Annotated in this window: 15 protein-coding genes and 3 tRNA genes; 12 read left to right on the top strand and 6 right to left on the bottom strand. The window is 46.9% G+C overall.

The features are described 5' to 3' along the window. Positions 1 to 401 precede the first annotated feature (401 nt). Positions 402 to 1,772 (bottom strand): sodium:glutamate symporter, encoded by a 1,371-nt coding sequence (locus Q502_RS00525; protein WP_099831041.1) that lies wholly within the window; start codon positions 1,770 to 1,772, stop codon positions 402 to 404. A gap of 98 nt (positions 1,773 to 1,870) precedes the next feature. Here Q502_RS00525 and Q502_RS00520 point away from each other — a divergent pair, with 98 nt between their 5' ends. The 4 genes from Q502_RS00520 (at position 1,871) to Q502_RS00505 (ending at position 3,556) form a co-directional block, all read left to right on the top strand. Further along, positions 1,871 to 3,202 carry an MBL fold metallo-hydrolase gene (locus Q502_RS00520; RefSeq protein WP_099831040.1) on the top strand — a complete coding sequence of 444 codons (1,332 nt, stop codon included), beginning with the start codon at positions 1,871 to 1,873 and terminating at the stop codon, positions 3,200 to 3,202. 46 nt (positions 3,203 to 3,248) lie between these two features. Next, positions 3,249 to 3,337, top strand: a tRNA-Leu gene (locus tag Q502_RS00515). Positions 3,338 to 3,396: 59 nt separating this feature from the next. Then, positions 3,397 to 3,473, top strand: a tRNA-Met gene (locus Q502_RS00510). 6 nt (positions 3,474 to 3,479) lie between these two features. Further along, positions 3,480 to 3,556: transfer RNA gene (locus tag Q502_RS00505), tRNA-Met, on the top strand. Between the two features lie 858 nt (positions 3,557 to 4,414). On the opposite strand, the gene Q502_RS00495 is transcribed toward Q502_RS00505, so the two are convergent. Then, a complete protein-coding gene (locus Q502_RS00495) occupies positions 4,415 to 5,662 on the bottom strand; it encodes an HD-GYP domain-containing protein (RefSeq protein ID WP_099831038.1) in 1,248 nt (415 codons plus the stop codon). Between the two features lie 535 nt (positions 5,663 to 6,197). Between Q502_RS00495 and Q502_RS00490 the strand changes: the two genes are divergently transcribed. From Q502_RS00490 to Q502_RS00480, 3 genes are read left to right on the top strand one after another with little or no spacing between them, the layout of a single operon-like run. Continuing rightward, the gene (locus Q502_RS00490) at positions 6,198 to 6,488 is read left to right on the top strand and encodes a DUF1905 domain-containing protein (protein WP_099831037.1); all 291 of its coding nucleotides are present in this window, start codon (positions 6,198 to 6,200) and stop codon (positions 6,486 to 6,488) included. A 3-nt stretch (positions 6,489 to 6,491) separates the two neighbouring features. After that, complete coding sequence (locus Q502_RS00485) at positions 6,492 to 6,902, top strand: iron chaperone (RefSeq protein WP_099831036.1); 411 nt, start codon at positions 6,492 to 6,494, stop codon at positions 6,900 to 6,902. 12 nt (positions 6,903 to 6,914) lie between these two features. Then, the gene (locus tag Q502_RS00480; RefSeq protein ID WP_099831035.1) at positions 6,915 to 8,168 is read left to right on the top strand and encodes a molybdopterin-dependent oxidoreductase; all 1,254 of its coding nucleotides are present in this window, start codon (positions 6,915 to 6,917) and stop codon (positions 8,166 to 8,168) included. A 545-nt stretch (positions 8,169 to 8,713) separates the two neighbouring features. Here Q502_RS00480 and Q502_RS00475 read toward each other — a convergent pair. The 4 genes from Q502_RS00475 to Q502_RS00460 all read right to left on the bottom strand — a co-directional run bounded on the left by Q502_RS00475 (position 8,714) and on the right by Q502_RS00460 (position 11,186). Beyond that, a complete protein-coding gene (locus Q502_RS00475; RefSeq protein WP_099831034.1) occupies positions 8,714 to 9,430 on the bottom strand; it encodes a hypothetical protein in 717 nt (238 codons plus the stop codon). A gap of 324 nt (positions 9,431 to 9,754) precedes the next feature. Continuing rightward, complete coding sequence (locus Q502_RS00470; RefSeq protein ID WP_099831033.1) at positions 9,755 to 10,030, bottom strand: hypothetical protein; 276 nt, start codon at positions 10,028 to 10,030, stop codon at positions 9,755 to 9,757. Positions 10,031 to 10,270: 240 nt separating this feature from the next. Next, positions 10,271 to 10,486 (bottom strand): hypothetical protein, encoded by a 216-nt coding sequence (locus Q502_RS00465; RefSeq protein ID WP_243392459.1) that lies wholly within the window; start codon positions 10,484 to 10,486, stop codon positions 10,271 to 10,273. 517 nt (positions 10,487 to 11,003) lie between these two features. Further along, positions 11,004 to 11,186, bottom strand: coding sequence for a hypothetical protein (locus Q502_RS00460; protein ID WP_099831031.1), 183 nt, complete (start codon positions 11,184 to 11,186; stop codon positions 11,004 to 11,006). 109 nt (positions 11,187 to 11,295) lie between these two features. Here Q502_RS00460 and Q502_RS00455 point away from each other — a divergent pair, with 109 nt between their 5' ends. From Q502_RS00455 to Q502_RS00430, 5 genes are all read left to right on the top strand, one after another. After that, a complete protein-coding gene (locus Q502_RS00455) occupies positions 11,296 to 11,493 on the top strand; it encodes a DUF6485 family protein (protein ID WP_099831030.1) in 198 nt (65 codons plus the stop codon). Between the two features lie 198 nt (positions 11,494 to 11,691). Continuing rightward, a complete protein-coding gene (locus Q502_RS00450) occupies positions 11,692 to 12,222 on the top strand; it encodes a carboxymuconolactone decarboxylase family protein (protein ID WP_243392458.1) in 531 nt (176 codons plus the stop codon). Positions 12,223 to 12,842: 620 nt separating this feature from the next. Next, positions 12,843 to 13,844, top strand: a complete 1,002-nt coding sequence (locus tag Q502_RS00440) for an ABC transporter substrate-binding protein (RefSeq protein WP_099831027.1) — start codon at positions 12,843 to 12,845, stop codon at positions 13,842 to 13,844. 75 nt (positions 13,845 to 13,919) lie between these two features. Continuing rightward, positions 13,920 to 16,133 carry an iron ABC transporter permease gene (locus tag Q502_RS00435; RefSeq protein WP_099831026.1) on the top strand — a complete coding sequence of 738 codons (2,214 nt, stop codon included), beginning with the start codon at positions 13,920 to 13,922 and terminating at the stop codon, positions 16,131 to 16,133. 23 nt (positions 16,134 to 16,156) lie between these two features. Next, entirely contained in the window at positions 16,157 to 17,254 is a 1,098-nt protein-coding gene (locus Q502_RS00430) for an ABC transporter ATP-binding protein (RefSeq protein ID WP_099831025.1), read from the top strand. Positions 17,255 to 18,394 lie beyond the last annotated feature (1,140 nt).

Raw genomic sequence — 18,394 nt, 5'->3', positions numbered from 1 at the left:
ATGACACTAAAGGTCGTTACGACACGTTCACGGTGGTTCACTTGTATTCGTCTCCTCTGGTACTCACCTGACGGGATCACTGTCCCGCCTTTTCCCGTAACGTTCACTACCATGGCTCTTTACCACAGCAGCTTACGGTGGTTTGAAGCCTCCACCTGCATGGCGGCTTCGAGGGGCCCTCCCTCATCTTCGATTAAGCATGGCTTGAAGTTTCCTTCTTCGCCTTCTTGGCACACTGGCACTTGCAACTGGTCTTGCACTTGTCGGAGAACGGTGAACCGAGAACGGATAACCGGTTCTTATTCAGCTTGCAACTCGGAACTGACAACTTGCAGCTGTGTTCTCCTGAGTACGGTTAACCGCTGACCGATAACGACTCTTCTCAGCGGCTCTTTGCCCACTTACCTCTTCTTTTCTCTGCTTCTTATCTTTGCTTTTCTGAACCAGAAGAAGTACATCGCCCCGATATAAGCTGCCAGGCCAAGAATGAAATACAGGTAGTATATAGGCTGGTCGGTTTTGTAGCCGAGAATAGGTATGTTAAGCAGTATCAGCATCGGAATGCCCAAGAATAACGCAAGCCCACTTCCGAAGACCATGTCTTCGGCGGTTCCCGTCTCAAATGTCGGGTCGACTTCTCTGAGCAACGCCATCCCGGTCGAGAGTGTACCGGTATGCATTCCGAAGAATGTTACGATGTGTTCCAGAGGCGCTTTCTCGTAAATCCTTTTTCCAAACCAGATCGTGTAGCCGGCAATGAAGAGTCCGCCTACCGAGGTGAGAATTATTACCGGCCAAATGTACTCCTGTATGACTGAGAAAGAGATCCCAGCGATCGACGCCGCTACCATGAAGTCGAACACGCCCCCGCCGATACGCTGAAGTAGGAAGTCGTTCATATATTCGATCTCATATTTCTCTGACTTCCTCACCCTCTCATATATCGCTCTGAAGGCCATTGCGAAAAGAACTCCAATCACAAAATGGAAGCCCCATAAAACCTGGGCGAACGTCTCTCCGAACGTACCTAGCCCGCCGATCAAGCCCGTGAACCATTTCAAGAATAGGTAAGTGATGAGATATACGATTCCCACGGCCAGAGCCTGGATTGTAAAGCCGTCGATATCCGAGAACTCGAAATCCTTTATCACTACCTCTACCCTTTTCTTAACAGTGGGTCTTTCGATCTGAATTCCCACCTGTCTCTTTCTATACACCATTGTGTTCAACATCACTATTCCGCCAAATGCCGCCCAGAGAAAGCCTAATGTTGAAACGCTCAAGCCCACGGCTCCCCCGCCTGTAAAGCCCAGCGCTTCCCACTGACTACCCAGCGAATAGGCTTGTCCAGGGCCCTGAGCGAATCCCAGAGCTAATAGAAGACCAAAGGGTGGGAAGAGATCTTTGAAGAACAATCCTACAAGTGCGATACCAATGATGAACCCCACTAATCCCTGAAGAGCATAAGACATACTGATAAGAAAGCCGGTATTGACAGAAGACTTAGTAGTGGAGCGTCTCGTTCTCTTCAGCGCGATCGCGATGAAGCCAATTGCCATCAAGTGATAGACAAGGTTTCCAAGTCTATCGTAAGAGAAGGGGATTATCTTCATAACCTCCGGCCCCAAGAGAATTCCGAGAAAACCGGCAATAACTGCATTTGGAATGAGAACCTTGCTTAAGGGAGAAATCAACCTCTTCAGAACGGAAGCGACACCTATAAGGATGGAAAGGTAAGCGAAGTCGAGTATAATAGTCCAGTCTTGTTCCATGAGATCACCCCTTTTTGACAAAGCAATTGTATCAGAATACGGTTCAAGCTAATTTTCTTGGTTTTTGTTAGAATTGTAGAAAGAAGGAGGAAACTGTAATGACACTTACGCCGCTTGGTGGCGGCCGCGAGATAGGCGCGAATTCCTATCTCCTTAGTCTGGACGGAAAGAATATCCTGATTGATGCAGGCAGACACCCAGTAAAGGAAGGCTACGAGTCGCTACCTGAAATTGACAGCATAAACGATCTAGATGTGATAATGATCTCCCACTCCCACTACGACCATCTCTCTTCTCTACCTTACATATCTCAAAGATGGCCAAATGCGCCAATCCTGATGACTCAAGAGAATAAGGGCTTAGCTCTAAGAATACTTCAGAACTCAGTCGAAGTAATGAAGAAGAAGAACGCCAAAGACGGCGTTGAACCTATACTATACAGTCACGGCGAAGTTAACGAGCTGAAGAGAAGAATATTTCCGATGGAGTATTTTCAAAGGTACTCAATTGACAATGAAGTGGACGTGGCACTCTACCCAGCGGGTCATGTAATGGGAGCTGCCTCGATCTTTCTTGAGCATAAGGGAAAGAGAATTCTCTACTCTGGAGACATATCACTTTCGCAGCAGCTTACTATCCCACCGGCCCAGTTACCAAAAAAGGTGGAAACCCTTATCTCAGAGGGAACTTACGGCTCGAAAGAAAATCAGCTTCTAACAAGGTACAGCGAAATTGAAAGACTCAGCAAGTCAGTGAAACGCGTACTGGAAAACGGCGGCAGGGTTCTTATGCCTGTATTTGCCCTTGGCAGAGGCCAGGAAGCAATCTACATGCTTCTAAGGCTGATGGAAAAGAACAAGATCCCCTCCGTTCCCATATACACAAATGGAATGGTAGCCTCACTCAGTAATCTCTACATGAGCAATTACGAGCGCATTAGCGACAAGGATAGAAAGTGGTTCATGAAGAACTTCCAGCAAAATGTGACTGTGGCACCCAAGGCCATTGAGAGACTGCTCTTTTCGAAAGAGCCGGCGCTCCTTGTCCTTTCGGCCGGAATGCTTGTTGAAGATACTCTATCGTATATCTTCGCCAAACAGATGTTGCCGAACAGCAAAGACGGAATCTTCTTCATGGGTTATCAGAGTCCAGAATCAGATGGTTACAGGGTGCTTGAAGCAAGTAAGAGAGGCGATGCACAAGTCGCCCTGGGAGAAGAGACGGTTGAGATTGGAACTAAGAATATAGATATCTTCAACTTCTCTGGGCATGCAGACTACCAGGAGCTTCTTGACCTCCCCAGAAGACTCCAACCAGAAAAACTGATCTATGTTCACGGTGACGAGGGAGCGCTGGAAAACCTTGCCGAAGAACTCCAGTATGAGTTTGAGATTCAGATACCATCGAATCTTCAGACAGTCGAGCTCTGAATCTGGTTGACAATGAAATGCACTGGTGTTATCATTGTGTACGGTTGCCGGGGTGGCGGAACAGGCAGACGCAACGGACTTAAAATCCGTTGGAGCGAAGGCTCCGTGTGGGTTCGATTCCCATCCCCGGCACCATGGAAGCAAGGAAAGCAGGTCATTTATATATAGAATATAGCAAGTAGATATATACTCGGTGCGGGGTGGAGCAGTCTGGTAGCTCGTTGGGCTCATAACCCAAAGGTCACAGGTTCAAATCCTGTCCCCGCTACCATTATCAGGCGGTGTAGCTCAGCTGGCTAGAGCATGCGGTTCATACCCGCAGAGTCGTCAGTTCGATTCTGACCGCCGCCACCAAACATTTAGTGCCTACCTGCGTGTATGAAGCGCTTTGATCAAAGAAAACCTAGCCTCCCATTGGGAGGCTTGTTTGTTTTTGCGTCAGTTTTTCGGCGATCTAAAACCACTGCTTCATTAGCCCAAAGGCTTTTAGAACTGCCAGTGACAGTCATCAGCAGTGTTCAGTAAAGGTCCTGCTTCTGCTCTCATGATGCGGTGCTAATTTGAATGAGAACTGGCCCGCTCCAGATCTCCCGCAATGAAGAGACGTGTCTTCGCGAGATATAGACCTGAGTTCACTTACTCCTTCTGAAAAACCGCCGATAAAAGCCTTTGTATTCTATTTCTCGTCTAAGGACGATTTGAGTAAGAGGGGGGCGGTTGCTCCGGGAGTTTTGTTTCTGTGGGGATTGTATTTACAGAAAGGCTTGGCTTCATGTTCTTCACCAAGAAATTGCGACCATACTTCACAGTCAACTGTGTTCGAATAAAGAAGCGATAGAGACGGGAAAATACATTGCCGAAAAAGTTTTCATTGTCCGTCACAACGAAAGAAATGCACCTTTGAAGAATGGCCGGTTTCTAGGTATTGTGCATGACTATTGTAAATTCACGAACGAATATCGCTATTACCGTGATAACAAGCCTTACGACCAAAATCGGGATAACTCTGGAAACTGTGATTTTCACCACCGCGTCTCTTATTTTATGCTTCTCTTTTGTGTTGAGTCAATCTTTTGCAGGTCACGATTTTAGGCGTCTTGCAGACAGAAGAACCAACCGTGAAATCCATTCCCGTCACGAGGCTTGGGTCACAAGCAAAAGAGTATCTTGATTGTTTTCGTCACATAACATTTGGCGAAGTTGTCCGGCAAGTCAAGTTTGACTTCCGATGATCCCGCACTTACGCGGATTCCTCCCGCAAAGCTCGTTCTCAAGTTCCGGAAGGATACTTTTCAGTTTGGATACTATATCCTGATCTAGAGGCATTTCTGTCATCATGTCCACAGCTTGAGCAAAAGAATAGGCGGTCCTGTAGGGCCTATCTGCCGTGAGAGCCTCAAACACATCTGCTACAGCCAGAATCTTTGCTTCGAGCGGTATCTCATCTCCCTTTAAACCCTGGGGATAACCGGAACCGTCTTCTCTTTCGTGGTGTAGATAGGCGTAAGGAACGAATCTCTCCAGGTATTTGAAATGTTGGAGAACTTCCTTACCGTGCTGGGGATGATTGCGTATTACCTCCTTTTCAATTTCATCAAGAGGGCCATGCTTTCTCAATATGTTAGCTGAAATGCCCATCTTACCAATATCATGAAGCTTTGCACCGTTAACTAGCTCCGTGATTTTCTTCCTTCTCAATCCAAGACTCTTGCCCAAACACTCAGCGATTTTCGCCACATTTCTGGAGTGAAAGGCGGTGTGGGAATCTTCCATTTCCCACAAATACATGATTTCCTGAAGACCACTCATCTCGTAGTACCTGGAAAGACCGAGCGCCAGCACTTCCATCATGAACAAGACGCCAATTATCCCGGCCGCCACGGAATGTAGAATCATCCACCTGGTAAGATCATATCCTTTTATTTCGGTTCTCAGACCGTAGGCGAAACTCTTCGATCCGCCTGGTGAGAAGGTGATTCTGCCATCGAGATTCATCTCTGAAAGCAAGAAATTCTTGTCTATGCTGGCAATCACGACTGCATCGGATATCTCATTCTCCATATGGCTGTCGTAGACGTTGAAGTAGAGATAAAGCTCCTGCTCTAAGGCAGATACTCTGCACACATCTTTAACCGGTATCTCTGACGGTCTGCTTATGAGCCTGGCCGACTTCACTGCTGGGAACTCATTTTGGATCTCCTGGAGCATCTCTTCGATGAAGACTTCGTCTTTCGACAAAACGGCGTTGTACATAGCATTCCACTGGAAATATCCCAGAGATAAAGCAGATCCCAGATTTTCGACAGATGTCTCAAAGATTCCCGAATAGATTTTCTGAGTATAGTTTATTGCTTCATTTTGAAAGACGTGGTACGGCATAAGCATAAGAAAGACGGTAACGAGAAAGACAAATATCACTAGAGTCGGTCGGATATACCTGAGTTCATCGAATCCTCTCATGTAACACCTCCCATTCTGAATGGAAAATCATTTGAAATTATCATATCACTTAATCTATTGATATAATCATTCTACGGAGTGTCCTGCGATTCCCTTTTTTGCCTCTTCGATCACTCGAAATTTTCATGCAATCTTATGCCAGGCACTATTCAAGCATCATTCCAATCATCGAATACTTTCTTCAGATGTGAGATCAGCCGTAAGGACCTCGGACAATGTTTTGGATTCAGAATACCCACCGAGAATTAGCGATGGACTTGCAATGAGGGGGAGCTGCTTTCAGAGATTTTTACCTGAACGCTTAACTGAGATATCCACACTTTCAAGAATAAAATGGATATCATAGAAGTAACGGGTTGCTTCATCTTGACCTGTGCTTGCTCATTCTAGTCCGGTTATTCTTGGGGCGTCAGTCAGGAGTACTTTGAGAAACGCGATAACAAATGTGATCTCCTACTCTGAAATCTCACTATATTACTTCCTTGCCTGTAAGAGTTTTATTGAGGAAAATGGTTAGTGCACAAGGAGGGCTCTCGTGAAATCAAAGACCTGCGTATATGAGGCAGTCATAAGAAGGATTCCGAACATAGATGGGGCGTATGTTGAATTTCCGTATGACCTCAAGTCGGAGTTCGGAAAGGGCAGATTGAAAGTCCACGCAACATTTGACGGCGAGCCTTACGATGGTAGCGTTGTCAACATGGGAATAAAGAAGGATGACGCGTCGGTGTGTTACATCATTGGTCTTCGAAAGGCCATCACAAAGACTATCGGGAAGCAACCTGGTGACACCGTAAAAGTCACCGTTATGGAAAGAGGCGAATGAAGCATGTGGAAGTGCCCTGAGTGCGGACGCCAGTTCGAACAACACAATCAGAAACATGCATGCATTGAACCGCCAGAGACGATTGACGAGTATATCACCATGCAGCCCGAAGGTGTTCAATCGCTACTGAGGAGTGTTAGGGATGCCCTCAGAGAGGTGCTTCCGGGTTCGGAAGAGAGAATATCTTGGAGGATGCCCACCTTCTGGAAGAAGAGGAACATAATCCACTTCACTTCTTTTAAGAACCACATGGGGATTTATCCAGGAGAAGAGGCAATCGCACACTTTGCAGATAAACTAAGTCATTACAGAACAAGCAAAGGTGCTGTACAGTTCCACTATGACAAAACTATTCTTCTTGAGCTGATAGTGGAGATCGCGAAATGGTGCAATGAAAAAGAGAGCCATCACTAGCGGAGGATTAGTATGCCAAAAGTTAGAAAGATGCTCAATGACTGGGATGCTCCGTATATTCAGTCACTCATGAGACAGATCGAAACTCAGAGTAAGGCGACGCTCGCATACTGGGCAGTTGAGTACTCCGAAGAAGTTGTGTTGCCGCTCTGGAGTAAGCACTATCCGAGTGACCTCCGACCGGGCAATGCGTTGACTGCTGCGAGAGGCTGGCTAGCCGGAACCATTAAACTGCCTCAAGCCAAGAAAGCAATTCTGGAGTGCCATGCCGCGGCGAGAGAGGCCGAAAACAATCCCATTGTCAGTGGCTGCCGCTTTTTTGAATCGCTTCCACGTGAAGCCGGCCTTGCTTCCCCAGACGCTTTTCTGGGCCATGCTCTTCCCAGAGTTCAGTGTGTTATCTTAATCGTCAGCCATCTTCCCTCGCACAGCGGAACTTGCCTGCGTCAGCAAATTGCTTCTTTTTTCTCTCCTTTCGAAGATATTCTTTCCAGACCAATTGCTGCTCCTGATAACGATCTGACTGGAATAACATCTTCTTCTGAACCAGTAGTCCTTAGAAGTCATCTAATTAGAACGATACTAAATAAAAAGGAGAGGCTTTTCTTGAAGATACCCGTTCTCATTCTAATAGGTATTGTCGCAGTGGTCATTATCGTGTTAGGAGTTGCCAATGGTGCAAATGGCTCTTCTCCACAAGAAGTAGTCGTCACGGAGTATCAGGGGATCAAACTCGACGATCTCGGCGCTTTCAGAGAAAACTCGATAAAGGGCGTGCAGTACGTGAATATAGAAGAATACTTCCTAAAGATTGGAGGTCTCGCAGAAAATCCGTACATTCTAACTTATTCGGAGTTGCAGGATCTTCAGCACATTCAGAAGCTGGTTATACTTCACTGTGTCGAGGGGTGGACAGCAAAGATGCTCTGGGAAGGTATTCCTCTTGTGGAATTGATTGACAGAGCAGAGCCCGACGACAAGGTAACTAATGTGATCTTCAAGTCAACTGATGGCTATACGACAAGCCTCACTCTCGACTACATAAGAGAGAGAAATATCATGCTGGCCGACAAACTGAACGGAATCGAACTACCTCCGGCCCAGGGTTTCCCGTTCATAGTGGTTGTCGAAGACAAGTGGGGCTACAAGTGGGCGCGATGGGTCGAAGAGATAGAGCTGTCGGGCAACGACAAGTACAGGGGTTACTGGGAAGAGTATGGATACAGCAAAGATGGAAGTCTCGACAAGCCGATGTTCGACAGATAAACCAGAGATAGTTCTCAGCCCATATAGTTTCTCGGGGCCAAACAGGAGCCGATCTGAAGATCAGCTTTAAGGCGTTGTTTGGAGGAAAGAACCGCGGCTATGATAAGCAATACTGTCAGTCTGTAGTCTTGTTTTCATAATCGGCTTTCATGATAGCAAAGCTATTACAGCAAAGAAAACCTCTCTCTGATCGCGACTGCACAAGATAGTCAGAGTGAAGACTATGAACCCGCCGTCAGAAGAGAGCACATGACACTGGACTCAAGAAATGAATTTCGCTTCTCTCATTAACCTTCTGGAATCTTCCACATCTAGTAACCCCTGCTGTTCTCCTTGCTTTCACTAACCGTTCCGGTAATCAAAAAAGTGCACTTCAGTGGATTGACTCCAGCGCGCTTCATCACAAATCACCCATAAGACAAACAGAATAAAGAAAACAAAGTATTTTGTTACACTATTATTATTATGTTCTGTGATAAAACCCAACCTGCTTGTAAATCGACAAGAACAACTTCTTATGCTTTCACTGGCGACAGAAAAAATATCTATTTATCGTCGCGCTCAATTCTTCCGCCGCCCCTTCTTCTCATTATCGTTGACTGGTCCTCATCCTGAGGAGTGAGCGGCCCCTTTTCGGTAGTTGAATCTGCTGCTGCTCTCCTTGAATCGTTCTTCTGATCTTTGGGGGCGCCAACCAACCTTCCGCCGACTGCCCCCTGTCTGTTCTTCCTTTCTCGATAGGTCCTGAGATCGTTGATTTCTTTCTGTCTTTCTCCCAGTGATTCCAGTCGTTTCAGCAATTTGTGAATGTAATCTTCCTCCGAATACTTGAGTTCTATATTGGTCAAATACCAATCGGCTTCGAATTTCTTCTTAGCCTTCTCCAGAGCTTCGAGATACTCAGCCTTCTTCTTATCCAGATATTCTGTCTCTTCAGCAAGAGCTTTCAGTTCAATATCCTCCGCTTCGATGTCGAGAGCCTCAAGTTTCTCCTCCACCTCTTGCTGCTTGGCTTCAAGTTCCCTACATCTTCTTTCGCTGTAGGTTTCTATCTTGCTAATTAGCGGTTTTTCTTCCTGCTTTGCGGCTGGTACCCCACCCGCTCCCCGAAGTTTCCTGGTCTCTTCCTCAGGTCTCAGTTTGTCGATTTCATTCTTGATTCTCTCAAGCTGATCAAGTAACGGTTTTCTCCTGTGTTCGAATATCGTTAGCCTTTTCCGCGTAAAGGATTTGTAGTCCGCATCCTGAGTTCTGATTATCATGCCACTTTCCTCCTCCTCCACCAGAGATTCTTCACTAGCGGTTTGTTGACAACATTGATAGAAACCGATTCATTCAGGCTGTTAGGAACAAAACTTTAGACATTGTAGAAGAATTATATACATTTTAGGTGTTGTTTCGCTCTTCTGGAGAGCCCTGTCTCAATGTTCGCGAAAACTGGAAGCGAGTGAATCTGGAGGGAGAAGAGTTTTATAGGCCATCGATGACTCAATTAACTATGGTCGTAAACTCACATGAGGTCTTTTCCAATACCTTGTCATAAAAAAAGGGCCCAGATGGGCCCTACTTGATTGAAGGGGTTAGGGCTATCTTGCTTTTCCGAATCCTCTGCCGAGTCCGGGACCCTTTGCGCCTGCCGCTCCATGTCTGAATCCTGTTCCGTCTTCAGCCTTGAGGTTGGTCATAACTCTTACGCCGTCATTCGAGCAGTTGTCGTTGACTCCATCGCCATCTGCATCTACGAAGTTCTCACAGGCAGCTGTGTCCTGTAGTCGCTGCATCGCTCTCGTCCCGTAACCTACTGCAAGTGTCATTCCACCGATCAAAAGAACCGCTATCGTAATTAAAACTACTTTCTTCATCCTTCTACACCTCCATTTGCTTTTTAGTACATTCTCAGTTTACGGGTGCATTCTTAGAGAATCCTTAGCTAAACCTTAGAGTTTGCTTAGAAACGTAGCTCTAATAGCGCCAGCGTGAGAAGTTGATATAGTGGATGAATTCCAACGAGGTAAGAATCGACCCGGGAAGATCCCTTACTCAAAGCGAAAGGGACCGTAATGAGCCGGTCCCTTTCAAAACCAATCTTCAAGAAGACCCAATTAAGAGAGCTCCGCAAAGACTATCTCGTCCTCATTTGAGTCAAGCTTTCCGTAACCCGGGCCGTTTCCGTTGCAGGAGTCGTTAGGAGCACCGTAACCTGCATCGTCGTCAGGGCCATCTGGAATCCCGTCTCCCGGTCCACTGCCGTTGATTGAAAGAGCAATTCCAAAAGCAAGGAGAAAGAAAAGCACAATTGCGGTTAGTCGTTTCACCATCATCCCTCCGTTTTGATCAAGTGAATAGATCTTATTATTTTGGTCATTAAAGAGTGATTAAAAACTGATGCATAGGTTTCCTGCACTCCGTCTTCTCATCTAGACTTCTAGATTAGCAATTTGCCGGGAATCTCATTGACTTATGTTAGTCTATACTCCTTATGGTCGAGCAATACAAACTTTCTTCGACTTTGTAGGTCTCTCTATCCAGCAACAAAACCAATCCTCTTGAACTCCCGTCTGAGAAAAGGCCGCCGCTTACCCGGTATTAAAGTGCGGCGGCTGGACTAGGGGTTAACAGGGGTATTATGACTAGTGCTCTACTGCTCTACTTTGAAACTGCTTCGTACTCTGAAGAAGTTCCTTACTGCGTTCCGAATCATCTCTGCCAATCTTCTCATGAAGTGGACTATCGCAGACTCTGAACTCTCTTCATCGGAAGAATCCAGGGAAAAAGCGGCTTCGAAATTCGGGGACTCTTCCTTTCCAGCTCCCGACCCCTCACACTGGAGCCGATCTATAGAGGCGGAGTTTCCAATCCCTTTTCCGAGTTTGAAGAGGCAGCGCCTGCTCCGTAGCCAGAACCATCATCCGGACCGTCGGGAATCCCATCTCCGGGTCCATAGCCAGCATTGCTGGTTGCAAATACCAATCCCAAACTCAGAAAAGCAAGAAGAAAAAGCATTTCTGTTCTCTTCATATCTGCCTCCTCCTTCACATACAGAATAATCGATTGCCCATTAAGAAATTAATGGCCGGAGGTTTTTCTGGTTTGATAGAATGAAAGAGGTGCGAAGGAGGGTACGAAAATGGAATGCACAGTAGAAAGAAATCTGAAAAGATGCAACTGCACTTATCCCGGCTGTCCCAGAAAGGGCAAATGCTGCGAGTGCATAGCTTATCATCGGAAAAACGGAGAACTTCCTGCCTGCTATTTCACCGCAGAGCAGGAGAAGACCTGGGATAGAACCATTGAACATTTTGTGAGAATTAACAGCAAGAGATGATCTCGAAAGCCGGTCTGATTTCCTCGATCAACTCCGCACTACCGAGAAGTGCTAAAATAGAATGATTTTAAATTACATATTCTCGAGTTTTATCGGGATTTCCTGGAGGAAGAATTGACTCAAGAGTTTTATAAGCGCTTCTTTTCATTGAAAGAGTCATATTGGATTCTCTTCAACGGCATCAGAACGGTGGGCCACATGTCACGATCAAAGCGGGACGGAGAGCTGAGTACAGAGCTAATCGAAAAGGTTATGCTCACCGTTACCGAAATAAATGGATGCGAAGTTTGTTCGGTCTTCCACAACAGAGTTGCCGAAAAAGAGGGAATCAAAGAAGAAGATATCCAGATGCTTTTCGTCACCGAAGTTGAAGAACTTCCACAAGATGAAGCCCCTGCCATTCTCTTCGCCAGGGGGTATGCAACTTCTTCCGGCAAACCATCTGAGCACTTATGGAAGAGTCTCATCCAGAGTTATGGGGAATCCAAGGCCAAGGGCATATTGGGCGCAGTTAGAACGATAATGATGGGCAACAGCTTCGGCATAGCCTGGGGAGCCCTCTCAAATAGGATCAAAGGTAGACCCGTTAAAGGTAGCAGTCTCTGGTACGAGATCAGTATGATTCTCTCTTTCATCTTCTTCATCCCTGTGGCCTCGGTACACGCTCTGCTCGCCAGTCTTTTCAAAAAGCCCATAATAACCTTTCAAACACAAGAGGCCGCTGCTTAGACCGTAGCTGCGAGTCGAAGGGAAGAATAAATGACGAGGTTCGGGCTTGCGGGTTGGAAAGAGCTACTGAAAATCGGATCACCGTTGAATGGTTCTCCGAAGAAGCCTGTTCTTCGTTCCAGAGCAAGGATCTGTTCTTCGTTTTTGGTTGAAATCGTGAAGCAGCAGCATCAAGATTCCGACCAGGAGCTTTGTCGGAATGACAGCATTTGACGTTTCTTCACTTTAGAGCTTGCAAGTTGCATCTTGGCACTTGTAACTGGTCTTGCACTTGTCGGAGAACGGTGAACCGAGAACGGATAACCGGTTCTTATTCAGCTTGCAACTCGGAACTGAGAACTTGCAACTGCTCCATTTCGAGGACGGTGGACCGTTGACGGACAACGTTGTTTTGAGCAGCTATCAGCGGATCCTTTCCGCAGGACGGTGGAACCGATGACGGACAACCATTATGTATTCTCAAACACGAAAAAGATATCTGTACAGGTTTCCCCCGTCGCAATTTCAAACTCATACGATGATATAATTTTTGTTAGTCGTAGCATTCTGGTTCTCATCATCTAACGCAACAATGACAACTGTTCTCCAAAATCACACATCTTTCAAGGAGGTTTCTTTGAATGAGAAGATTTCTGGTTTTGATTACTGTCATCTGTGTTGCCTTTTCCGTAACCCTTCTCGCCGCTGATTCTTTCACTGTTTACACAACTCTTGAAGAGCTTGCGGCAAAAGAACTTTTCGACAAATATGAAGAAGTCACCGGTATCAGGGTTGACTGGGTGAGGCTCTCCGGTGGAGAGGCCGAAGCAAGGATGGAGGCTGAAAAGCTGAATCCGCAGGCCTCGATATGGGTTGGAGGAGTGGGACTGAATCATATCAGTGCAAAGCTGAAGGGTCTTACAACTCCTTATTTCTCCAGAGCGGCCGCAAATACTCCCGAGCAATACAAGGATCCCGAAGGCTACTGGATAGGTCTCTACCTTGGACCTCTGGCATTCGCCACTCACAATGGTCGTGCAGCTGAGCTAGGACTTGAACCACCGAAGGGCTGGTTCGACATACTCGATTCCAAGTATGAGAATCTCGTAAGGGTTGCAAACCCGAATACTTCGGGAACTGCCTACAATCTCATCACCTGTATGATTTCTCTTTTCGGAGGGGACGAGGATCTAGCCTTCCTCTATCTGAAGAAACTAGACAGAAGCATCGAGATGTACACAAGGTCCGGTTCGGCAGGCGGAAAGAGCGTTGCAATTGGAGAGATACCCTTCGCAATAGGTTACGCCCATGACATGGTCAAGCTGAAGGCAGAAGGTGCCGACATTACTATAACCGTTCCCGAAGAAGGTACAGGCTTCGAGATCGCTTCGATGTCTTTGATCAAGGGCGGACCGGATCCTGTCAATGCCAAGAAGCTGTATGACTGGATACTGACCGAAGAGGCACAGGCAATCATTGCAGGCTGGTACGTTATACCAGTTTCAAGGATCGCTCCGAAGCATCCGCTCTCTTTCAGCATGGAAGAAATCAAGACAGTTCACCAGAATTATGTCTGGGATGCTGAGAACAAAGAAAGACTGCTCGATCGCTGGACGGAAGAAATAGGCGGCGGGGTAGAATAATTGGTTGATCAGAGCAGGAGCTAGTCTCCTGCTCTTCTTCACTTTGGCTTCACCAATCAAGGTTACTCTTGGGGTGTGATCGGATTGTATTCCTGGAGAAAACTCTTATCGTTCGCGTTGATTAGTGTTTTAGTCTTTGTCGCCCTTTTCTGGATCTTCGATACATTGAAAGACTCTTTCTTTAAGGTTGTTAGAGACAACCAAAGGCAGCTGGTTACGGTTCTTGCCGAATCGGCACCAAGAGACAGGGAACTTGCCGAGGACTGGATTACTGCAGTAAACAAGGAGTTCGACGAAGCGGAAATAATCTATGTTCACGGAGTACCCGGCTGGGATGAACTGCAGGTCTTCGCCCCGAACGAACAACTGAGAAGCTTCTATGAATTGAATTACAGTTCTGAGGACTTCGCCAAGGGGTTTGAAAGCGTCTACTATCTTGAGAACTACTACTCTTCCCTCAAGTATTCATTCGAAGGAAAGAGTGTTACGCTGGTGTTTGCACCACTGATAGACGAAACTCGTTACGACATGACGGGCTTTCTGCTATTTCTGATGTCTGCAGAGGCCGGGGAGAATTACGCAAATCTACTAAACTTATTTATGATAGCCGCATTCGCTGTCTTCGTTATCATTTATTTCATCTCGAAATTCTTCAGAGATCCCGTGATGGGATATGTTATTCTCGGTCTTTTCTTGATGGTCGGAGTATTCGTAGCCTATCCTCTGTTTGAAGCCATTAGATTGACCTTTCTGGCCGATGGCAAATTCTCGATGCGTACTTGGGTCACAATTCTCTCTTCCAGACAGTATCTTAGTGCGCTATGGGGGAGCGTAAGACTTGGCATCCTCACGGCTACATTCTCCACGATCATCGGGTTCATCTTCGCTTTTGTCATAAACAGAACGGCCATAAGAGGAAAGAAGTTCCTGAGCACTATGGGGCTTCTGCCCGTAATCTCTCCGCCATTTTCCCTGTCTTTGTCACTGATTTTGCTCTTTGGAAGCAACGGACTGATAACAAAGCAAATACTCGGACTGAAAGACTTTACCATATACGGACTTGGCGGCCTTACAGCCGTACAGACTATCGGCATGTTCCCGATTGCCTTCCTCACTCTTTCGGGAGTTCTACAGGCAATCGACTCTACACTTGAGGAGGCTTCTCTCGACCTTAATGGTAGCAGATGGAAGACCTTCTCGAAGGTCACCTTCCCTTTGGCTATTCCCGGTGTTCTCAGTTCCTGGCTGCTCGTTTTCACCAACTCCCTCGCTGACTTTGCAAACCCACTGCTCCTGGCGGGATCTTACAGGGTGCTCTCGGTAGAGGCATACATTGAAGTCACAGGAAGAAATAGACTGGGTCACGGAGCTGCTCTTTCTATTCTCCTTCTCATGCCGACACTGACGGCCTTCCTGGTTCAAAGATTCTGGGTAAGCAGGAAGTCATATGTGACCGTAACTGGAAAGCCCTCTTCGAGACTGAGCGATCTAGTTTCAAAGCCTGTAAAATTCGGTCTCATAACGTTTATCGTTCTCATCATCGTCTTTATCCTCGGACTGTATGGAACGATAGTGGCCGGCTGCTTCGTAGCCAACTGGGGTATAGACTACTCTTTCACTCTGAAGAACATAACGGAAGCGCTGCAGAGAGGAAGGGACGCGATTGTAGACACCTTCACCCTGTCGGCAATTGCCACACCATTCGCCGGACTGATAGCGATGATGGCTGCGCTGGTAATCGTCAGGAAGAAGTTTGTGGGGAAGAGGGTTCTTGAGGGGTTGATTCTCGCACCGTTCGCCATACCGGGGACGCTGATCGGTATCTCATATGTGCTTGCCTTCAACAAACCCCCGTTGATTCTAGTTGGAACTGGGGCAATTATCGTTATCAACTACATAATAAGGGAGCTGCCCGTCGGTGTCGAAGGAGGAGTGGCCACTCTCAGGCAGATAGATCCCGCTATAGAGGAGGCCGCGCAAGATCTTGGCGCGGATTCGACTACGGTCTTCAGGACGATCGTCTTGCCTCTGATACGTCCGGCATTCATTTCCGGGATGTCATACACTTTTGTCCGATCAATGACTGCCGTCAGTGCGATCATATTCCTGATATCCGCTAAGTGGTACCACATGACGGTTCTCATATATAACTTCTCAGAATCGATAAGATTCGGACTGGCTAGCGTTCTTTCCACCGTATTGATTATCATCGTCTTCGGAGCGTTCGGACTGATGAGACTTCTTGTGCGAAAGAACGAGTACATGGAAAAGAACGTAACTCTAAACTGATAATTGGTTTGCGAGGTGGTTGGATGTCAAAGACTTCTGTCTCAGTTAGGATCGAAAACGTCACCAAGGTCTTCAAAGATGTCAAAGGGAAGGCAGATGTTATAGCCGTTAACAATGCCAACTTCGATATAGAACCCGGTGAATTAATCACTCTGCTGGGTCCTTCTGGTTGCGGGAAGACGACGACGCTCAGGATGATCGGTGGATTCGAACTGCCCACAAAGGGAAAGATCTTTCTGGGGAATGAAGACATCACGTTTCTGCCGCCCAACAAAAGAGATACTGCTACAGTATTTCAGAGTTACGGGCTTTTTCCGCACATGAACGTCTTTGACAACGTTGCTTACGGCCTGAAACTGAGAAAGCTTCCCACAAAGCAAATAAAGGACAAAGTAATGGGCACTCTCGATCTGGTCGGCTTGAAGGATCTGGCCCAGAGGGCTCCTTCGAAACTCTCCGGCGGCCAACAGCAGCGTGTCGCCCTTGCGAGAAGCCTGATCGTGGAGCCTTCCGTACTGCTTCTAGACGAGCCTCTTTCAAATCTAGACGCCCTGTTGAGGGAACAGATGCGAGTCGAGATAAAGCGGATTCAGAAGACGCTTGGAATCACCACGATATACGTGACTCACGACAGGGTCGAGGCAATGAGTCTCTCGGACAGGATAATCGTGATGAAGAACGGTTTCATAAGGCAGATAGGCTCACCGAACGTGCTCTACGAGGATCCAAACTCAAAGTTCGTTGCGGGGTTTGTAGGAAAAGTAGCCTTCTTACCGGTGGAGGTTCTCGAGATGAATGGAACCTGCAAAGCAAAGTTTGAAGACAAAACAGTGGAGGTTGGCAAGTTCTCGCCGGAATTATCACCTGGAGAAGCCGCCGTGATTATGGCCAGACCCGAGTCTCTCAAACTCGTTGATCCCGGAGAGGGAATGATTGAAGGCCAGGTAACGACAAACATATATCTCGGTGGAAGCCTCGAATCATATGTGGCAACCGAGCACGGAGAACTCCTGGTGCAGATAGACAACCCCGCCGAAAAGAAAATTTATCCCGAGGGAGAGAAGGTTTCCATCGGCATTATCCCGAACCTGGCAAAAGTGCTGCCGAATAAGGATGAATGAGGGTAAGACCGTGGTTGCGGGTAGCGGTGTGGTTGGAAAAAGCAAAATATCAGTTCCAAGTTGCAAGTTGTGAGTTGTGAGCAAAGGCCGGGGTCAGAGGTTTGAGAATAGATGTAGGAAGATCGCGATCGTTCAGAGAATCTAACAATGCGTCATGCTGAACTTGTTTCAGAACCTCTTAAGAACCGTCCTTCGTTGCACGTCCCGGATCATGGACCAGTCCTTGGATAACATCAAGCGAGAAAGAGCATTATCGAGAGTTCGCTCAATCACGAGAAGAGCGAGATTCTGAGCAGGATCACCTCAGAATGACGCGATGCTAGAGAAGGCTATCACTCCATGTCACTCGTACAAACTCCTTACTTCATAACCCGTAAGCCTGCCCTAAAATGCTCTTGTTTGGGGCTCCTGTTTGGGGGCTCTTTTTTTGGACTACTATTCAGGGTCATCCCGTGATGCATGTGCACGGGATCTCTTTCTTCATCTTCAATGGCAAAAGTGGGGATTAACCGATTCTTGGATTCTTTACTATTATTCACGGAGATCCTTACCAAGAGCTTGTCAGGATGACCTAGAGTGCGAGTATCTGTTCTTCGTTTTTGGTTAGGGCAATGAAGCAAGAGCATCAGGATTCCGACCAGTAGCTTTGTCGGAATGACGAAATGCGATGTTTTCGTTCAACCCCTGGCTTATAACTTAGAACTCACAACTTACAACTGATCTTTCAGCGTATAGCGGATCTTCAAAAGCCAGTCACTGCAAGCTGTGGCGAGAAAAACTACAAGAATGCCAAACCGATTTGGCAAAGCCAGTTCTACTTCGCGGGCAAAACAAAAACAATCGAGAAAGAGAGCATAGAGAGGTTCGCTACGCTCACGAGAGAAGAGAGAGAGGGAAGTCAGTCTGCTGACGTAGGCTTCTTCTAAGTTTTGCAACTTAGAACTCACAACTTGCAACTGATCTTTCAGCGTATAGCGGATCTTCAAAAGCCAGTCACTGCAAGCTGTGGCGAGAAAAACTACAAGAATGCCAAACCGATTTGGCAAAGCCAGTTCTACTTCGCGGGCAAAGGAGCCGTTGCGTTCACGTGAAGATCGAGATTTTGACCTGAAGCTTTATCAGCTACTCTAAGTTGTCAAG

This window comes from Mesotoga sp. Brook.08.YT.4.2.5.2., from assembly GCF_003351125.1.
GTDB lineage: Bacteria > Thermotogota > Thermotogae > Petrotogales > Kosmotogaceae > Mesotoga.
The sequence above is the reverse complement of the archived record's forward strand: the minus strand, read 5'-3'. Positions and strand labels throughout refer to the sequence as shown.